General features: G+C 63.9%; 14 protein-coding genes and 1 pseudogene. 7 read left to right on the top strand and 8 right to left on the bottom strand.

Going from position 1 to position 17,687, the window contains the following annotated elements; translation table 11 throughout:
* Positions 1 to 22: 22 nt before the first annotated feature.
* The 3 genes from AC1DT6_RS01370 to AC1DT6_RS01360 are packed head-to-tail and all read right to left on the bottom strand — an operon-like array spanning position 23 to position 3,172.
* Positions 23 to 1,216 (bottom strand): CaiB/BaiF CoA transferase family protein, encoded by a 1,194-nt coding sequence (locus AC1DT6_RS01370; protein WP_441625519.1) that lies wholly within the window; start codon positions 1,214 to 1,216, stop codon positions 23 to 25.
* A gap of 37 nt (positions 1,217 to 1,253) precedes the next feature.
* Positions 1,254 to 2,255, bottom strand: a complete 1,002-nt coding sequence (locus AC1DT6_RS01365) for a tripartite tricarboxylate transporter substrate binding protein (protein ID WP_441625456.1) — start codon at positions 2,253 to 2,255, stop codon at positions 1,254 to 1,256.
* Between the two features lie 38 nt (positions 2,256 to 2,293).
* Complete coding sequence (locus AC1DT6_RS01360; protein ID WP_441625454.1) at positions 2,294 to 3,172, bottom strand: HpcH/HpaI aldolase/citrate lyase family protein; 879 nt, start codon at positions 3,170 to 3,172, stop codon at positions 2,294 to 2,296.
* Positions 3,173 to 3,266: 94 nt separating this feature from the next.
* Between AC1DT6_RS01360 and AC1DT6_RS01355 the strand changes: the two genes are divergently transcribed.
* On the top strand, positions 3,267 to 4,142 hold the full coding sequence (locus tag AC1DT6_RS01355; protein ID WP_441625452.1) for a LysR family transcriptional regulator: 876 nt from the start codon (positions 3,267 to 3,269) through the stop codon (positions 4,140 to 4,142).
* A gap of 40 nt (positions 4,143 to 4,182) precedes the next feature.
* Here the strand turns inward: AC1DT6_RS01355 and AC1DT6_RS01350 are convergent.
* The 5 genes and pseudogenes from AC1DT6_RS01350 to AC1DT6_RS01330 all read right to left on the bottom strand — a co-directional run.
* Positions 4,183 to 4,548, bottom strand: a pseudogene (locus tag AC1DT6_RS01350) (LysR family transcriptional regulator); the annotation flags it as partial.
* A 125-nt stretch (positions 4,549 to 4,673) separates the two neighbouring features.
* On the bottom strand, positions 4,674 to 5,549 hold the full coding sequence (locus AC1DT6_RS01345) for a DMT family transporter (RefSeq protein ID WP_441625450.1): 876 nt from the start codon (positions 5,547 to 5,549) through the stop codon (positions 4,674 to 4,676).
* The gene (locus tag AC1DT6_RS01340) at positions 5,542 to 6,357 is read right to left on the bottom strand and encodes a DUF2182 domain-containing protein (RefSeq protein ID WP_441625448.1); all 816 of its coding nucleotides are present in this window, start codon (positions 6,355 to 6,357) and stop codon (positions 5,542 to 5,544) included. Before AC1DT6_RS01340 ends, AC1DT6_RS01345 begins: the two co-directional genes overlap by 8 nt.
* A complete protein-coding gene (locus tag AC1DT6_RS01335) occupies positions 6,354 to 6,956 on the bottom strand; it encodes a DUF1326 domain-containing protein (protein WP_441625446.1) in 603 nt (200 codons plus the stop codon). The genes AC1DT6_RS01340 and AC1DT6_RS01335 overlap by 4 nt, the downstream gene beginning before the upstream one ends.
* Before the next feature lie 245 nt (positions 6,957 to 7,201).
* A complete protein-coding gene (locus AC1DT6_RS01330; RefSeq protein ID WP_441625444.1) occupies positions 7,202 to 8,236 on the bottom strand; it encodes an AraC family transcriptional regulator in 1,035 nt (344 codons plus the stop codon).
* A 334-nt stretch (positions 8,237 to 8,570) separates the two neighbouring features.
* On the opposite strand from AC1DT6_RS01330, the gene AC1DT6_RS01325 reads away from it, so the two are divergent.
* The 6 genes from AC1DT6_RS01325 (at position 8,571) to AC1DT6_RS01300 (ending at position 17,381) form a co-directional block, all read left to right on the top strand.
* Entirely contained in the window at positions 8,571 to 9,587 is a 1,017-nt protein-coding gene (locus AC1DT6_RS01325; protein ID WP_441625517.1) for a hypothetical protein, read from the top strand.
* A 55-nt stretch (positions 9,588 to 9,642) separates the two neighbouring features.
* Complete coding sequence (locus AC1DT6_RS01320) at positions 9,643 to 10,461, top strand: alpha/beta fold hydrolase (protein ID WP_477103002.1); 819 nt, start codon at positions 9,643 to 9,645, stop codon at positions 10,459 to 10,461.
* A 92-nt stretch (positions 10,462 to 10,553) separates the two neighbouring features.
* Positions 10,554 to 11,783, top strand: a complete 1,230-nt coding sequence (locus AC1DT6_RS01315) for a helix-turn-helix domain-containing protein (protein WP_441625440.1) — start codon at positions 10,554 to 10,556, stop codon at positions 11,781 to 11,783.
* 35 nt (positions 11,784 to 11,818) lie between these two features.
* Entirely contained in the window at positions 11,819 to 12,505 is a 687-nt protein-coding gene (locus AC1DT6_RS01310) for a Vgb family protein (protein ID WP_477103001.1), read from the top strand.
* Between the two features lie 202 nt (positions 12,506 to 12,707).
* Entirely contained in the window at positions 12,708 to 15,287 is a 2,580-nt protein-coding gene (locus AC1DT6_RS01305; RefSeq protein WP_441625436.1) for a penicillin acylase family protein, read from the top strand.
* A 513-nt stretch (positions 15,288 to 15,800) separates the two neighbouring features.
* Positions 15,801 to 17,381 carry an isocitrate lyase gene (locus AC1DT6_RS01300; protein WP_441625434.1) on the top strand — a complete coding sequence of 527 codons (1,581 nt, stop codon included), beginning with the start codon at positions 15,801 to 15,803 and terminating at the stop codon, positions 17,379 to 17,381.
* Positions 17,382 to 17,687 lie beyond the last annotated feature (306 nt).

The following is a 17,687-nucleotide window of genomic DNA, read 5'->3' as shown; positions in this document are numbered from 1 at the left end:
GGCAGCGCCGCCATGCGTGGAATCAGGCATTCCGCCCCAGCCTGTCCGCTGCGTCGCGGACCATTTCTCCGTGTTGATCGAGCACAGGTGCGGCGAATGGCTCCGGGCCGGGCGTGCGGCCGAATTTGACGCCACGCGTGAAGCCGCGATAGCGGCCAACCACCGGATGGTCGAACGTCGTGATCATTTCCTCCGCGGCCACCTGGGGGAAGTCGAACATGTCCTCCACCGACCGCGCCGCCGCGCATGGTACTTCTTCGCCGAACACGGCTTCCCAATCCAGGGCCGTGCGTTGCTGTAACGCGGCATGCAGTTTGGGGACGATCTCATCATGGTGCTCGGCACGCTTGCGCACGCTATCGTAGCGATCGGTCGACAGCAACGCAGTCAGACCGGTCTTCTCGCACAGCGCCTTCCAGAAGTGCGGGGTGTTGGCGGAGATATAGAGATAGCCGTCCCTGGTGGGATGGATGCCGGTGATCCCGCCGGAACGCATGTCGCGTCCCACATCCCTGGGTTCCGAATCGGCCCATACCATCCGGGCGGACTGCATGGTCAGCGCCGCGCGAAGCAGGGACACGCCGACATATTGCCCCTCGCCGCTCTTTTCACGCTCGTAGAGCGCAGAGGCAACGGCGCCGGCCACGAGGGCCGCCGCATAGTAGTCGACCACGGAGCCGTAGAGAATTTCAGGCGGGCCGCCACGCTTGCCTTGCAGCGTGCACATGCCGGTCATCGTCTGCAGCACCTGGTCATAGCCAGCCTTGTCTTTCAGCGGGCCCGTTTCGCCATATCCCGTGACGGCGCAGTAGATGAGGCGCGGATTGACGGCGCGGAGCTGCTCGTAGCCAATGCCGAGCCGGTCCGGGACGCTGGGGCGGAAGTTGTGCACAAGTACATCCGCGTTGTGCACCAGCGCAAGCAGCCGATCCAGGTCGGCGGGATCCTTCAGGTCGAGTACGACGCCGAGCTTGCTTCGGTTGACGCCGAGGAACGCCCGGCTCTCGGCCTCCAGCGTCGAAGGATACTTGCGCAGGTTGTCGCCCACGGGCGGCTCGATCTTGATGACGTCCGCGCCCTGATCCGCGAGCAGCGAGCAGCCGTACGGCCCTGCGATATAAGCGCTCAGGTCAAGCACGCGCACGCCGGTCAGCGGGCCGGACGGCCCCGTTCGGGTTGCGCCGAATGCGCCGAATGCGCAGTCTCCGACAGTCATGTTGGTTTGCATACAGCCTCCGGATTCAATTGGACACTCAGTCCGCGACAATGTTCTGCTGCCTGGCAAGCTGCTTCCACCTGGCAACATCGGCAGCGATCGTCTCTGCGAACTGTTTGGACGTGCCGGGCTTTGCCTCGGCGCCTTCGTTGAGGATCGCTGCCTTGACGGATGGCTTTGCCAGAGCCTTGTTCACGGCCCCATTGAGCCGCGCAATGACTGCCTCCGGCGTTCCTGCGGGCGCGAGAAAGCCCCACCAGAGTTCAAACTCGTAGCCGGGAACGGCGCTCGCCATGGGTACCAGGTCGGGTGCGATGGGGCTTGGTTTCAGGCTGGTAATGCCTACGGCCCGGACCTTGCCGGCCCTGACCATGGGCAGCAGCGACGGTCCGCTTGAGATCAGCACCTGCGTCTGGTTGCCGATCAGGTCAGTGATGGCGGGTCCCATGCCCCGGTAGGGGACATGCGTGATGGCGAGCTTTCCGGCCTTGGCCTTGAGCAACTCGGTGCCGAACTGATTGACGCTCCCTGGCCCGGAAGACGCATAGTTGAATTTGCCCGGATTCGCACGGATCGCGTCCACCAGGTCCTGCGGGCTCCTGGCAGGGAACGCATTGCTGACAGCCACGATGAATGGGCCCTGGGCCAGCATTGCTACCGGGGAGAAGCTCTTGATCGCGTCATAGGGCAGTTTGCCCTGCACCGCCGCGTTGGTCGTCATGCTCGAGGACACCGCGACCAGGGTATAGCCGTCCGGGGCCGCCTTCGCCACGATGCCGGTCCCCGTGTTGCCGCTCGCGCCGGGCCGGTTGTCGATGATCACGGGCTGCTTCAGGTCCTCGCCGATCTCCTTCGCCACGATCCGCGCGAAGGTATCGTTCGAGCCGCCGGGCGGATAGGGAACGACGATGGTGACGGGCCTGGACGGATACGCGCTCTCCGCGCCCGCGTGAGGCGAAGCAGCCAGCGAGCCGACCGTGGCAAGTGCGGCTATCAGCGCGAAGCGTCCTGCGCCCCCGCTTGAAGATGACGTGTTCATGGTTTGTCTCCTGTCAGTCTGATTTTTGTACAGTCCGGTCAGGCAGCGATCAGCCCCAGCCGCTTGCCGATATCGACAATGGCCTGCGCACGCCTGACAAAGGGTGGGTCGATCATCTTTCCATCAACGACGTAGGCCCCGATCCCTTTTGCATGCGCCTCGGCGGCGGCCGCCACGACCCGCATCGAATGCGCGATCTCTTCGTCGGACGGGCGATACACTTCGTTGGCCAGCGCGATCTGGCTCGGGTGGATGCAGCTTTTGCCAAGAAAGCCCATCCGCATGGACATCTCCGCCTCGGCACGGAAGCCTTCGGTATCCCGAATGTTGGCGAACACCGTGTCGTAGGCAAAGACGTTGGCCTCTCCCGCGGCCATGCGCACGGCGAACATGGCCGTTGCGATGGCCGCGGGATTGCGCCGGTGAATGCCGATGGGTTCGAAGAGATCTCCAAGCCCGAGTTGAAGGCCGGCGACGCGTGGATGCGCGCTTGCCAGTTCGGCAGCGCGGCGCAACGCCGCCGGCGATTCGATATTGAGCAGCAACCGGACTTTGGCGTCGGCTTCGGTAAAGCCGTTGGCCCGTTCCGCTTGTTCGACTGCCTCAGCCGCGTGCCGGACGTCGTCGTCGGTCTCCGGCTTGGGCACGTTGACCAGATGCAATCCTGGCACTACGACTGCGGCAAGATCCGCTTCGAAATGCCCCGTGGCAATGCCGTTGACGCGAACGATGAGCGTCTTGCCGGCGCTCCGTGCCTCGTCGGAGCGCAGGAGCCGTGACAGGAGGGATCTGGCTTCGGCTTTCCTGTCTTCGGCAACGGCATCCTCCAGGTCGAAGGACAGCGCGTCCGCATCGCTTGCCAGCGCTTTTGGGAAAAACTCGGGGCGCGAACCGGGGACAAACAGCTTGCTTCTCATGGCCAACACCTAGCTCTGTGGGACGAGATGCAGTGTCGTGCTATCCACAACAAAGATAAACTATGCTTTTCTACGTTCGCTCAATAGAAATTCTATGGAAACCGCCTATCTGAGAGCCTTCGCCCTGGTTGTCGAGACCGGCTCGCTGGCCGAGGCTGCGAGGCGGCTTGACGTCACCCCGGCGGCAATTTCCCAGCAGATTCAGGTGCTTGAACGGGAACTCGGGACCCGGCTCCTGGGACGGGCCGGCAGGACGGTGGCGCCCACGGAGTCCGGGAGCCGGCTCGCAGAACGATGCGGCCCCCTGCTCAGGGAAGTGGACAGCCTGAAAGGCTGGATCAGCCAGGCCGATGAAATTCGCGAGCTTCGTATCGGGACGATCAATACCGCGCTCCACAGCCTCCTGCCAGACGCGTTGGCGCGCTTCACAGCCGAACACCCGCGCGTGTCCGTCTACATACAGTCGGCGATGTCGAGCGAGTTGTATGACGCGGTCAAGCGTTCGGATCTCGATGCCGCCGTTTGCCTGCATCCGCCCTTTTCGATGCCGAAGGCGATTGCATGGGAACTGCTTCGCCAGGAACCGTTGGTCGTGCTCGCTGCGGAGCGTGACAAGAAGGCAGACCCCCACGAGCTTCTGCGAACCAGGCCGCTCATCCGATATGACAGAACCCTCGGCGGCGGGAAGCAGGCAGACGAATACCTGCGCAAGGCCGGCATTGCCCCGTCGCAAGAGCGCTTCGAACTCAGTTCCCTGCTCGCGATCGCGATGATGGTGGATCGCGGCCTGGGCGTGTCGCTGGTCCCGGACGTCGCGTCTCCGCTGACGTCGGCGCTGCACATTGCCAAGATCTCGCTGCCCTCGGAACCGGAACCACGCCGGTTCGGTATGCTATGGCAAAGGACGTCGCCGCGTACCCGTTTGATCGGATCGTTCCTTGAGCAGGCTCGCCTCGCGGCCCGACTATGAACAGGCCTTGCGCCGGATGATGTGTAGGCCGATCAGGGTCATCGGGATACGCTCGCAGCAAGGGGGACAGCTTCGGCCACAAGATGGTCTTGATCGCGTAGTCGGTCGCCGAAATGCGCACTGTTCCGGACGGCTTGTCCCGGAGCTCGCCAACAGCCGCGAGTTCGGTTTCGATCTCTTCAAAACGAGGCGCAACCGACTGCAGCAGACGTTCCCCCGCTTCGGTCGGAGAAACGCTGCGCGTGGTGCGCGTCAGAAGGCGAACGCCCAGTCTCGTTTCAAGCGAGCGAATGGTGTGGCTCAAGGCAGATTGAGATACTCCGATCTGTGCGGCGGCCCGGGCAAAGCTCCGCTCGCGGGCGACGGCGATGAAGGCAAGCAGGTCGTTGAAATTCTCGCGTGGCATTGGCGAGTTCAGCACACAGGTCTTTGCAGATCCTGGCACCTGGCCAGAGTGCGGATAAGGTCTCTGGCAAGGTATTCCGGGGACGCCGGTGGCGCGATGAACCCATTGCGCACAGGTGTCGGAGGCTAAGGGCGCGGCTTGCGCGACCTGCTGAACAGCACCATCGCAATGCCGCCGAGGATCGCCGCGGAGGCGGCAGCCAGGCGTGGTGTGATCGCTTCCGACAGGAACAGCACGCCGCCAAATGCAGCGATCAGCGGCACCGACAACTGTACGGTGGCCGCGCGCATGGCAGAAAGGTTGCTCAGCGCCGCATACCAGATGACATAGCCGATGCCGGACGTCAGTGCGCCGGAGGCCATGGCCAGGGCAACTCCGGCCTTGTCCGTGTACGCGTTGGCGACGAACAGCAAGCTCAGCACGAGGGCGAGCGGCGCCGCCCGCGCGAAGTTGCCAGCCGTGGCGGCAAGCGGGTCGGCCACACCGCGGCCGCGCAGCGAGTACACGCCCCACGCTACGCCAGCGATCGCCATCAACGCGGCGCCGAGTGGTGGCGGGGCAGCAACACCCGGCGAGACCAGGTAGACGAGCCCCGCGACCGCCAGCACGAGTCCAAGCGAGGCGATGGGTCCGAACCTCTCGCCCGAGCGAAAGCCCACGCTGAACATGGTCAGTTGCACCGCACCGAACAGAATCAATGCGCCCGTGCCCGCGGGCAAGGTGAGATACGCGAAGGAGAAGAATGTGACGTAGGCAAGCAGCATCGCCGCGGCGCGCCAGTCGGCATGGCCGCGCGCGAACCGCTCCGGCCTGATCCGTACGATGACCGCGAGCGTGATCGCTCCGGAAACCAGCCTGATGCTGCCAAAGCTGGCCGGATCGATGTGCCCTTGCTGCAACGCAAGCCGGCACAGCAGTGAATTGGCCGCGAAGGCAAGCATCGCCGCCACGGTAAGGATGATCGTCTGCGAGGCCGGCACGCCACGGGGCTCTTCAAGCATGGGTTGTCACCAGGACGACTGCCCAAGACAACAGCGCGACACCGAGCGGCGTGCTGAGACGGCGGCCCCAGCCCACGTTCTTTTCAATCGCCATCACGGCCGCAAGCAGGAGCATCCAGCCGAGGCTGCCGGTGCCGAGCGCGAACATCAGCAGCATCAGCGCCCAGCAGCAGCCGACGCAGTACAGGCCATGCTGCGCGCCAAGCGCGAACGCGTGCCACGCGTGCGCCTGTCCACGCCAGCGCTCGATGACGAAGCTCAAGGGCGTGCGGCACTTCTCCAGGCACCGGTACTTGAGCCTGCTGAACTGAAAGGCGCCGGCCAGGGCAATGATCGCGGCGCCGATCAGCCAGCCGTGCCAGGCCAGGCCGGGTACGCTGGCGAGCAGGGATAGCAGCGCACTGTGTAGTGCATGCGCCAGAAGCCCGAAGGCTCCCCACACCGTCATGTAGCCGAGCGCGAGCAGCATGAGCAGTCGCACGTGGTCCGGGCGCCCGGCCGTCAACCGATCGAAGGCGTTGAACAACGGCAAGGTAGTCGGCAGCATCATGGCCGCCGTCATGAGGATCCACGCAGCGGCGTAGAGCACCACCGGCACGACCACATCGCCGGCGGGAACGACACGGCACAAGAATGCCGCCGGTCCTGATGCGGTCCAGTCATCGTGCTCAAGATAGCGTCCGTATGGCGTGCGAGTCCAAGCCCACAACGCCACCCACGCGAGCGCAATCAGCGCGGCCAGGATCGGCAGGAACACGCGCTGATGGCGCGAGGCGCCGGACTGCGGTGAGCCTGCCATCGGGCTCATGCGTCGAAGACGAAGGTGCTTTGCAGGGCGTTGTGGTTCTTGATGTCGAGGTCAATGCCGAGGGCGGCGTTCTTGGAGCGATAGGTCGGGGCTTTGCCGACGAATACCGGAGCTCCCGGCACTGTCGAGAACACGGTGTCGGAGAGGGTGGTCTGGCCACCCGTCGCGCCGAGATAGGGCTCAAGCTCGGCGAAGTAGTCCTGGCCGATCTCGAGCGTGCCCTTGCCCGAGACTACTGTGAAGCGGATCGGTGCCCGCTCCACGGATACGACCGTGCCGATGAGCTTGGCGAGTTCGGCGACCGGCCCACCGGCCTGACCGGTGTAGACCTTCAGGAGTGCATCTTCCTGCGCTTTGGAGGCATTGTCGTCGACGTAGATCGCTGCCGTCCAGTTGCCTTGCAGGATATTGCCGGGCACATGTGCGACAGCCGCGATGGTATTGCCGCTGACATCGACGCCGTCGACCGTTCCCTTGTCGATGCGCCACGCGACGATGGTGTCGCAGGTGCCGTTGTCAGGGTCTTCGCCGATCCAGCAGGGGCAGAGGACGTTGCAGTTGCAAACCTCGAGCAGACGACCTTCCAGGTGATAGCTCATATGGACCTCCGTTGAAGGTACACAGGTACACGAACACCGGCCTGTTGCCGCAGTCACGGCGACAAGTAGCAAATCAATCCTCTGCTACGGGGGGGGACAAGTCAAGGTCAACGAAGGTCGGGCAGGCGGTCGGGCGAGTGCAGCCGGCCATTCTCGCCCGGGGCTGTCGAACTGGCTCATTGGATACCCGCTTTGGGCGCGCCAACGCGAGACGGATTGCGGCCCGGTGTGATTTTCCAGTAATTTTAAGATTCGCTTGCCGGCGGATGACTGTCGCCGGAGGGTTCTTTGTCCCGGGTCGCGGCGCCGATCGTGATCGTATTCCTGCGCCATGTCGCGGGTGGCTTGCCGAACTCCCGCTTGAACGCGCGATTGAATGAGGCTTCCGATTCGTACCCGGCAGCCTCGGCGATCGACGCCAGCGACGAATCAGTGAGGCGAAGCTGCCGCGCGGCGAGCTGCAGGCGCCACAGCGCCAGATATTGCATCGGTGGCAGCCCGACCAGTTCGGTAAAGCGCTGTGCCAGCCCCGAACGCGAGATGCCAACTTCGCGGGCGAGCGCTTCCACGGTCCAGGCATACACCGGCCGCGCATGCATCAGCGCGAGTGCTCGCGCGACGAAGCGATCACGTAATCCCGCCAGCCACCCCTTGCGATCATCGGCCATCGTGCCGACGTAACGGCGAACCGCTTCGACGAACACCAGCTCCGCAAGCTTGGCCAGCACCGTGGCGCTGCCCGCCTGCGCCGAAGCCGCCTCCTCGGTGGCGAAGCGCAGTGACGATTCGAGCCACGACGCGCCGGATCCGCGCATGCTCACCTTGAACAGCCTGGGCAGCGCGGACAGCAGGGGGTTGCGCGAATTGTCCTGCATGGAGAGAAAGCCGCACACCATGCGAGTGATCTCGCCACCGCCGCCGTGGACGAGTGTCATGACTTCACCCGGTTTCGCCTGGACATGATTGGCCAGTATCGGCGCCAGGAATTCCGGCAACAGATCGGTGGAACTGCCTAACACGTGGGTCTCGCCCTGCGGTACCACGATGACATCGCCTGCTTCCACCTGCAGCGTGCTCGCCGGGTCGCCTGGCAGCATCGCCCAGCACCTTCCTTCTGTCACGAGATGGAACGAGACGACGTTCTCGGAGGGCGGCAGGTATGCCGAGCAAAGCGCCGAATCAGCCTGCCCGATGACGCACCAGGGCGCCGAAAAGCTGCCGTCGAGGTGAACCGCCCCCGTCAACTGGATGACGCGCAACACATCGGAGAGAGCATCCATGGCAGCGGTTGCCCAATGTTGGGGCCACGCACAAGAAATCCGGACGACCGGCTATTCAATCGCGTGCTTACCGTCAGGATACTAGCCCCGTGCCTGAAGGCCAACACACGCAAGAAGATTCGATTGAAGCAGGGCAGCAATAAGGGTTGTGGCGTTCTCCGCGAATCAGGCGGGTGATGCACGCGTTGTATGCGTCTACTCCAGACGAACCTGGCGATTTGCGAATGCACCGGCGCGCACGCTGCGACGTCGTCGGACCTCAATTGTCCCTCGACCGCATTTTTTGCAGCAGCACCAGCTGCAACCCCAACCCCGTCTCCCAAGGAGAACCGTCATGTCCGCAATCCATTCACCTTCTCTGCCCGATACCGATCCCGCCGCCCTCAGGATCCGGCATGCCGTTGCCGGTATTCAACCACCTCTCTCGCAACCTTACGTCGATTCCGCGCGCTACGCCAAATGCGTGGAAGTGTCCAGGCGCGTCCGGTGGGACATTGATGGCGACGTGCTTCGCCATCGGGATTTCGACTTCACGAAGAAATTCCTGCCTGATGGCCTGTCGTTCGTCGATCGCCTGCCGTTCCTGAACGGCAACGAGCGCCGCCTGCTGTCGCAGATCCAGGGTCGCTCGTATGCCAATATCTTCGGCCTGGTCGAGCGGTTCATCGGCGCCAAGATGCTTGAGGTGAGCCGCGACCACTGGCTTGGCGACCAGATCGCGCTTGAGGCGCTGGTTCGCTTCACCGACGAAGAGCTAAAGCACCAGGCGCTGTTTCGCCGTATCGAGACCATGATCGGCGCCCGGATGCCCGCGGGATACAAGTTCGAACCGCAGCCCGATGACGTCGCGTCGTTCGTATTGGGCAAGTCGACCTGGTCGGTGCTCGCGCTGACCTGCCTCATTGAACTGTTCACGCAAGCCCACTACCGGGCCAGCATTGCGCCGGACAGCGAGCTCTCACCCCTGTTCAAGGATGTGTTCCTGTTCCACTGGAAAGAGGAGTCGCAGCACGCGATTCTGGATGAACTGGAATGGGTCCGTGAGAACGCGAAACTTTCGCCGCAAGCACGCGATGCGGCCGTGGACGACCTGATTGCGCTGGTCCGCGCCATCGATGTCATTCTGCAAGCCCAGGCGGCAGCGGACGCGCGCTACTTCATCGAACTTTGCAACCGGCCCACGACAACGGCCGAGAAGGATAGCGTGATGAACACCGTCCTTGCCGCCTATCGCTTCCAATACATCGTGTCGGGCGTGCAGATCCCGCGCTTCGGCGAAACGCTCAACGCCATGATCTCGCCGGCGCAAGCGCACCGGATCGGGGCCGCGCTCGCGCCGATCATGGGCTGACAGGCAATCGAAAACACGGGCCACCGGCAAAACCGCGACTTGATTGGAGACCGTGATGGATATGCAGATCCGTAACCCAACGACGGTGAACCCGGCGCCCGTGATCGCATTGCATTGCTCGGGTGCGGGTGCGGGGCAATGGCGGCAGCTTGGCAGCGCGCTCGACCCGCGCCACGCGCTCTTCGCACCCGAGCATTACGGCTGCGACAGCTCTGGCCCATGGAGCGGCGTGCGCGCCTTTACCCTGGCAGACGAGGCGGCTAGAACGATCGACATCATCGATCGTGCCGGTTGCAAGGTGCACCTTGTCGGCCACTCCTATGGCGGAGGCGTCGCGCTCCATGCTGCTGTCGAGCGACCGCATCGAATTGCCAGCCTTGCCCTCTATGAGCCGTCCGCCTTTCACCTGCTGAAAGCGATCGGCGCGCACGGGACGGCCGCGTTCGCCGAGATCCGGGCGATTGCCACGAAAACCGCGGAGGCGGTGTGCACCGGCGACTACATCGGCGCGGCCATGTCGTTTGTCGACTACTGGAGCGGCCCGGGCGCGTGGGCCGCGCTACGGCCGTCCGTGCAAGCCGCGCTGGCACGCTGGACGCCAAAAGCACCGCTGGATTTTCGCGCGCTGATCGAGGAGCCGACGCCTATGGCCGCATACGGCGACCTCGATTTTCCCGTGTTGATCATGCGCGGCGAACACGCGCCCACGCCGACGCGACTCATCGCGGAAGCGTTGCCGGCACTCATGCCCGCCGCCAGTCTTGTTGTCATCGAAGGCGCCGGTCATATGGGCCCGCTTACGCATACGCTCGAAGTCAACGCTGCGATCGTGCGGCATATCGGCAGTGCGGGAGCGCGGCTGGCGCTCGCCTGACTCAGGAACAGGCGTGCTGGCTGGTACTCGTGTGCTAGATTAGCGCCTGACTTCGAACGGGGAGCGTGACAAGTGTGGCGGGATTCAGGTAGATGGATTCGCTGATCACCGCCGCGGCGCGTGCGCTCGCTGCGGGCGACCCCCTCGGCGCGCTGAACCGGGTCGCCTTGCGCGACGACGCGCCCGCGCTCGCGCTTCGCGGCATCGCGATGGCACAGCTCGGGGATCTCCCCCGGGCCAAGGCGCTCGTGCGGAGCGCGGCGCGCGCCTTCGGCCCCAAGGAAGCCGTGGCCCGCGCCAGGTGTGTCATTGCCGAAGCCGAGATCGCACTCGCCTCGCGCGACCTGGGCTGGCCCGCCAGGGTGCTCGACGCAGCCCGATCAACGCTCGAAGCGCACGGCGACCACGTCAACGCCGCGCATGCGCGGTATCTCGAAGTCAGGCGCCTCCTCCTGATCGGGCGCCTCGACGACGCCGAACATACGCTCGCCGGAGTCGTCTCCTCGCCCTTTCCACCTGCCGACTATCCACCTGCATTGAAGACCGCGCACGAACTGGTCGTCGCCGGGATCGCAATGCGACGCCTGCAATCGAAAACGGCGCGTGCCGCGCTCGATCGGGCCCAGCGCGCCGCACGCCTCGCGGGAATCCCAGCGCTGACGGCGGAGGTTGAAAACGCATCCCTCATCCTGAACACGCCCGCGGCGCGCCTGGTTGCGCGTGGCGAGGAGCGGCTCCTGCTGCTGGATGAGGTGGAAGCGCTGCTGGCGTCGAAAGCGCTCGTCGTGGACGCATGCCGCAATGTCGTGCATGACGCCGGCAAGGCGGTCTTGCTCGCCAGGCGTCCCGTGTTGTTCGCGCTAGCACGCACACTGGCCGAAGCGTGGCCCGAAGACGTAGCCCGGGAAACGCTCATCGCACAGGCATTCCGGACGAAGCACGCCGATGAATCGCATCGCGTGCGGTTGCGCGTTGAAGTCGGGCGGCTTCGCACCGTGCTTCGGGAAGTGGCCGGCGTGAGCGCCACGAAGCGAGGATTCGCACTGGTGCCGGGCCACGCGCGCGAGATCGTCGTGCTGGCGCGTCCCGTCGAAGACAAGCACGCGGCAGTGCTGGCCTTCCTTGCCGACGGTGAGTCATGGTCGAGCTCGGCCCTGGCGCTTGGCGCCAGCCAGCGGACCGTGCAGCGCGCGATCGATGCGCTGGCGGCAGCAGGCAAGGTGCAGTCGTTTGGTCACGGGCGGGCGCGTCGCTGGGTGACCCCGCCCGTGCCGGGATTCGCGACGACCTTGTTACTCCCCGCGCCCCTGCCAAGTGACTAGGATGTACACATGCAACCAGTGACGAGGACAGAGAAATGAAACACTCGGCAGCCGAAATCATCCGTGAATACGGTCCCTTTCCAGGTATCGACAACGTGCATGGCGTCACCTATGACGGTCAGCAAGTCTGGTTCGCCACCGGAGACAAGCTGAACGCCCTCGATCCGGCGAGCGGCAAGACGCTACGCTCAATCGATGTCGCCGCGCACGCAGGAACGGCCTTTGACGGCCGGTACCTCTATCAGATCGCCGAGAATCGCATCCAGAAGATCGACCCGGCAACCGGCCGCGTACTTGGCACGATTCCGGCGCCCGGCAGCGGCGGCGACTCGGGGCTCGCGTGGGCCGAAGGAACGCTCTGGGTGGGGCAGTACCGGGACCGGAAGATCCATCAGGTCGATCCCCAGACCGGGGCGATTCTCCGCACCATCGAGTCCAACCGTTTTGTCACCGGGGTCACGTGGATCGACGGAGAACTCTGGCACGGCACCTGGGAAGGCGACCAGAGCGAACTGAGGCGAATCGATCCCCGAACGGGCGTGGTCGAGGAGAAGGTCGAGATGCCTCCAGGCGCCGGCATCTCGGGACTCGAGTCCGATGGCGGCGACCAGTTCTTCTGCGGTGGCGGGAGTAGCGGGAAGGTCAGAGCTGTCCGCCGACCCAGGCGAGGCGCCGCGGCTGGCGGGGACGACGGGGTCGCCGCCGATACCAGGAGCAAGTAATCGAAGCGGCCGTCGCGGGCGAGGTTGCGCAAGCGGGGACGACAAGGCGCGCCACCATCGGCGGCAGCAATGCCGCTGCGCGGCAAGACTCAAGCGGCGCGCGACAAGTTGCGGGCGCAGATGGGTTTTGATTAATTGACCGCTCGGTCGGCTTATTTTAGGATGTTCCGGCGCCATAAGGAAAAGAGACCCCGGAGACATCATGCCCCTGCGCCCCCGCCTTGCCTGCGTTGCATCGACTGCCGCCATCCTCGCCCTCGGCGGCATCGTGGATATTCCCATTGGTGTTGCGACGGCCCATGCTGCCTCGGCCCCTGCCGCGCAGCAGGTCGTGATCAAGCGGGACGAGTATGGCGTGCCGCATATCTACGCGGACACCGCCTACAAGCTTTTCTATGGCTATGCCTATGCCGTCGCGCAAGACCGGCTGTTCCAGATGGAGATGGCAAAGCGCAGCACGCAAGGCACCGTGGCCGAGGTGTTCGGCGAGCAGTTCGCCAAGTTCGACCTGGCAACGCGCGGCAACTACTGGCCCGCGGCGATCGAGCAACAAATTGCAGCTTTGCCGAAAAGGGAGCGTGACATCCTCGATGGCTATGCCGCCGGGATGAATGCGTGGATCGCGCAGGTCCGTGCGCGGCCCGACACCCTGATGCCCAAGCAGTTCAACGACGCCGGCTTCAAGCCTTCGGACTGGAGCGCATTCGACGTGGCGATGGTGTTCGTCGGCACCATGGCGAACCGCTTCTCCGACAGCACCAGCGAGGTGGACAACCTCGCGCTGCTCACCGCCCTGAAGGACCGGTATGGCGAAGCGCGCGGCATGGATCTGTTCACTCAGTTGAAGTGGCTCGTCAACCCGAAGGCGGTCACCACCATCGCAGCCGGCGAGCGTACTTACCCGATACGGCTCGGCGCCGCGTCAGTCACCGGTGGCCTTGCCTACACGTTGCCGCGCTACGACGGACCGCCTCCGATGGCCGAGCGGCCCGCGCGCGGCGACGACGGCATGCTGCTCGCGCTCGACGCGCAGGCCAACCGCGACACCGTGTTCGCCCAGTATGCGCAGAGCGGCGCCAACGGCCTTGCCGGCTTCCCGACCACCAGCAATATGTGGGTGATCGGCAAGCAGCGCGCGCGCGATGCCAAGGCGATCATGCTCAACGGGCCGCAGTTTGGCTGGTTCAACCCTGGCTACACCTACGGTATTGGCCTGCATGGCGCGGGCTTCGATATCGTCGGCAATACGCCGTTTGCTTACCCCTGCATCCTGTTTGGCCACAACGGCAAGATCTCTTGGGGATCGACCGCCGGCTTTGGCGACGACATCGACATGTTTGCCGAGCGCATCGACCCCACCCGGCCTGACTTCTACTGGCACAACGGCAAGTGGGTGCAGATGCAAAAGCGCTCCGAGCTCATCCACGTCAAGGATGGCGCGCCCGTGACACTCGACATCTACCGCACCGTGCACGGCATCGTCATGCAGCGCGACGACGCCACGCATACCGCCTATGCCAAGGCGCGCGCCTGGAGTGGAAAGGAAGTCCAGTCGCTCCTGGCGTGGACCCGCCAGGCGCAGGCGCATGACTGGAAGAGTTGGACAGCCCAGGCCGCACGACAGGCCTTGACCATCAATTGGTATTACGCGGATCGCCAGGGCAATATCGGATACGTACACACCGGCGCCTATCCGCATCGTCGGACCGGGCACGACCCGCGCCTGCCCGTGCCCGGTACCGGGGAATGGGACTGGCGCGGCGTGCTGCCGTTCGCCACCAACCCGCAGGTCTACAACCCGCGCTCGGGCTATATCGCCAACTGGAACAACTCGCCTGAGCAGGGCTACCCGGCCTCCGATCTGTTTGCCTTTCTTTGGGGCGCGGCGGACCGCAACGTCGAAATCCAGCATCGCATCGAGGCGCACGCGACGCTCGACAGCGACGATGCCTGGCAGATACTGAAGGACACCAGCCGCTCGGACCTGAACGTGCGGCACTTCCTGCCGTTCATCCGCAATGCGGCGGCGGCGCTGCCTGCCGATGACCCGCGCCGCCGCCTTGCCGATACGCTGGCGGGCTGGAACGGCATCAACGACGACCCGCGCGACACCGGAAAGTACGCCCGGCCCGGCTCGGCAATCATGAATGCCTGGCTCACGTCGATGCTGGCAAGGACCGTCGTCAAGGCGGTTCCGGCGCCGTTCGACAAGTGGTACATGGCCAGCGGCTACGAGACGACGCAGGATGGCCCCACCGGCTCGCTGAACCTCAGCACGGGCAGCAAGGTTCTCTATGAGGCGTTGCTGGGGCCACGCTCGGCCATTCCCCAGCGCGTGGACCTGTTTGGCGGCGCCGCGCCGGACGACGTGATTCGCGCCGCACTGGGCGACGCCTGGACATCGCTGTCGGCCAAGTACGGGGACGATATCGCCCGGTGGCAACCGCCAGCCGTGATGCTCACCTTCCGCGCGAACAACTTTTTCGGCATTCCGCAGGCGGACGCGGCCGAAGCCATCCGCGTGCCGGAGTACCAGAACCGTGGGACGGAGAATGACCTGATCGTGCTCGGCAGTGCCGCCGCTGCCGGCAAGACGCAGGCATGGGATGTGGTGGCACCGGGGCAAAGCGGGTTCGTCGCGCCGGATGGCACCCGCTCACCGCACTACAGTGACCAGCTCGCCCTCTATACGGGCTTCGGCCGCAAGCCGCTGCGCCTGGAGGCGGGCGAGGTCGCGCGACATACGCGCAGCGAGGAAAAGGTCTTGGTCGCACCTCGGTAGATCGTCGCTGGCAGGGTCTGGCCGACGGTCTCGGCTTGATCGTTGGCGTCGGACCCGGTGGCGGTGTGAGCGCCATCATGGCAGCCAGCGCGCCAAGACGGGAGGCCTCGCTGGCGGGGTGATCGAATGACCACAGCGGACACGAAGACAGCCACACGTCTCCGCGCCGACTCATGACGCTGTTCGTTCGACAGACGTCTGCAAAATCCCCCCAACGATCGTTGCTCAAGCCATCTGTGCTTGCCTTCACTGCTAACAACTGAAAGCGCTTTTCACATTGCGGAATTCACTCCGAATTTCCGCAGCGGTTTGTTTTCGTTTCTCGAAAACGCGTTCCACATCATGAAATTCAAAGCCTATCTCATTGAAAAATAAGGATAAAGCAACTCTTATGTCTTATATAAGACTTCGCCGTGATGCGCCAGAATCGCCATACAATGATTCCACGCTGCTTGCTTCGACATCCGTAGCGGCACACGCAACCCTTTCTTCAATCGCGCTTAGGAATTTCACATGGCCCAGTATCAAGACGACATCAAGGCAGTTGCTGGTTTGAAAGAGAACCACGGCAGCGCATGGAATGCCATCAACCCCGAGTATGCCGCCCGCATGCGTGCCCAGAACAAGTTCAAAACGGGCCTGGACATCGCCAAATACACCGCGAAGATCATGCGCGCCGACATGGCCGCCTACGATGCCGACTCGTCCAAGTACACCCAGTCGCTGGGTTGCTGGCACGGTTTCATCGGCCAGCAGAAAATGATCTCCATCAAGAAGCACTTCAACAGCACCGACCGCCGCTACCTTTACCTGTCCGGCTGGATGGTGGCCGCGCTGCGCTCCGAGTTCGGCCCGCTGCCGGACCAGTCGATGCACGAAAAAACCTCCGTCAGCGCGCTGATCCGCGAGCTGTACACCTTCCTGCGGCAGGCCGACGCCCGTGAACTGGGCGGCCTGTTCCGCGAACTGGATGCTGCCCAAGGACCTGCCAAGGCCGCCATCCAGGAGAAAATCGATAACCACGTCACCCACGTTGTGCCCATCATCGCGGACATCGACGCGGGTTTCGGCAACGCCGAAGCAACGTACCTGCTGGCCAAGCAGTTCATCGAAGCGGGCGCATGCTGCATTCAGATCGAAAACCAGGTGTCCGACGAGAAGCAGTGCGGCCACCAGGATGGCAAGGTCACCGTGCCGCACGAGGACTTCCTGGCCAAGATCCGCGCCATCCGCTACGCCTTCCTGGAACTGGGCGTGGACGACGGCGTCATCGTGGCCCGTACCGACTCGCTGGGCGCTGGCCTGACCAAGCAGATCGCCGTGACCAACACGACGGGTGACCTGGGCGATCAATACAATTCCTTCCTCGATTGCGAAGAATTGTCGGCCGACGAACTGGGCAATGGTGACGTCATCATCAAGCGCGACGGCAAACTGCTGCGCCCCAAGCGCCTGCCTAGCAACCTGTTCCAGTTCCGCGCCGGCACGGGCGAAGCGCGCTGCGTACTGGATTGCGTCACCGCACTGCAAAACGGCGCTGACCTGCTGTGGATCGAGACCGAAAAGCCGCATATCGCCCAGATCGGCGGCATGGTCAGCGAGATTCGCAAAGTCATCCCGAACGCCAAGCTGGTGTACAACAACAGCCCATCCTTCAACTGGACCCTGAATTTCCGCCAGCAGGTGTATGACGCGATGAAGGCCGCGGGCAAGGATGTGTCGGCATACGAGCGCACCCAGTTGATGAGCGTGGAATACGATCAGACCGAACTGGCGAAGCTCGCTGACGAAAAGATCCGGACCTTCCAGGCCGACTCGTCGCGCGAAGCAGGTATCTTCCACCACCTGATTACGCTGCCGACCTACCACACCGCCGCACTGTCGACCGACAACCTGGCCAAGGAATACTTCGGCGACCAGGGCATGCTGGGTTATGTGGCTGGCGTGCAGCGCAAGGAAATCCGTCAGGGCATCGCCTGCGTCAAGCACCAGAACATGTCCGGCTCGGACATCGGCGACGACCACAAAGAGTATTTCAGCGGCGAAGCAGCCCTGAAGGCGGCAGGTAAAGACAACACCATGAACCAGTTCTGATACCAGTAGTACGCCCCAAACATAGCGCCAACCCAAAACGGGTTGGCGTTTTTTTATCCGGCGACATAGCTCGCGGGGGGCCTCATCGAACGTTTTCCAGTGCGCGTGAAACTGGAGTGCACGGTTCGCCACCTAGGAATTGAGGTGGACGGCGCTCTGGAGATGGCAGATCAAACAGAAGTCTGAATGGGAGCCAACCGACTCGGCCGGGGCTTCATGGTGTGGCTTCGAATGGCTCCGCGAGGAATAGGCGATGTAGTCGACGAATAGGTCGGCTAGTCTGCGGCCCACCCTGCGCCTGCCGTG

It is taken from the genome of Cupriavidus sp. 01L45, assembly GCF_056399885.1.
The sequence above is the reverse complement of the archived record's forward strand: the minus strand, read 5'-3'. Positions and strand labels throughout refer to the sequence as shown.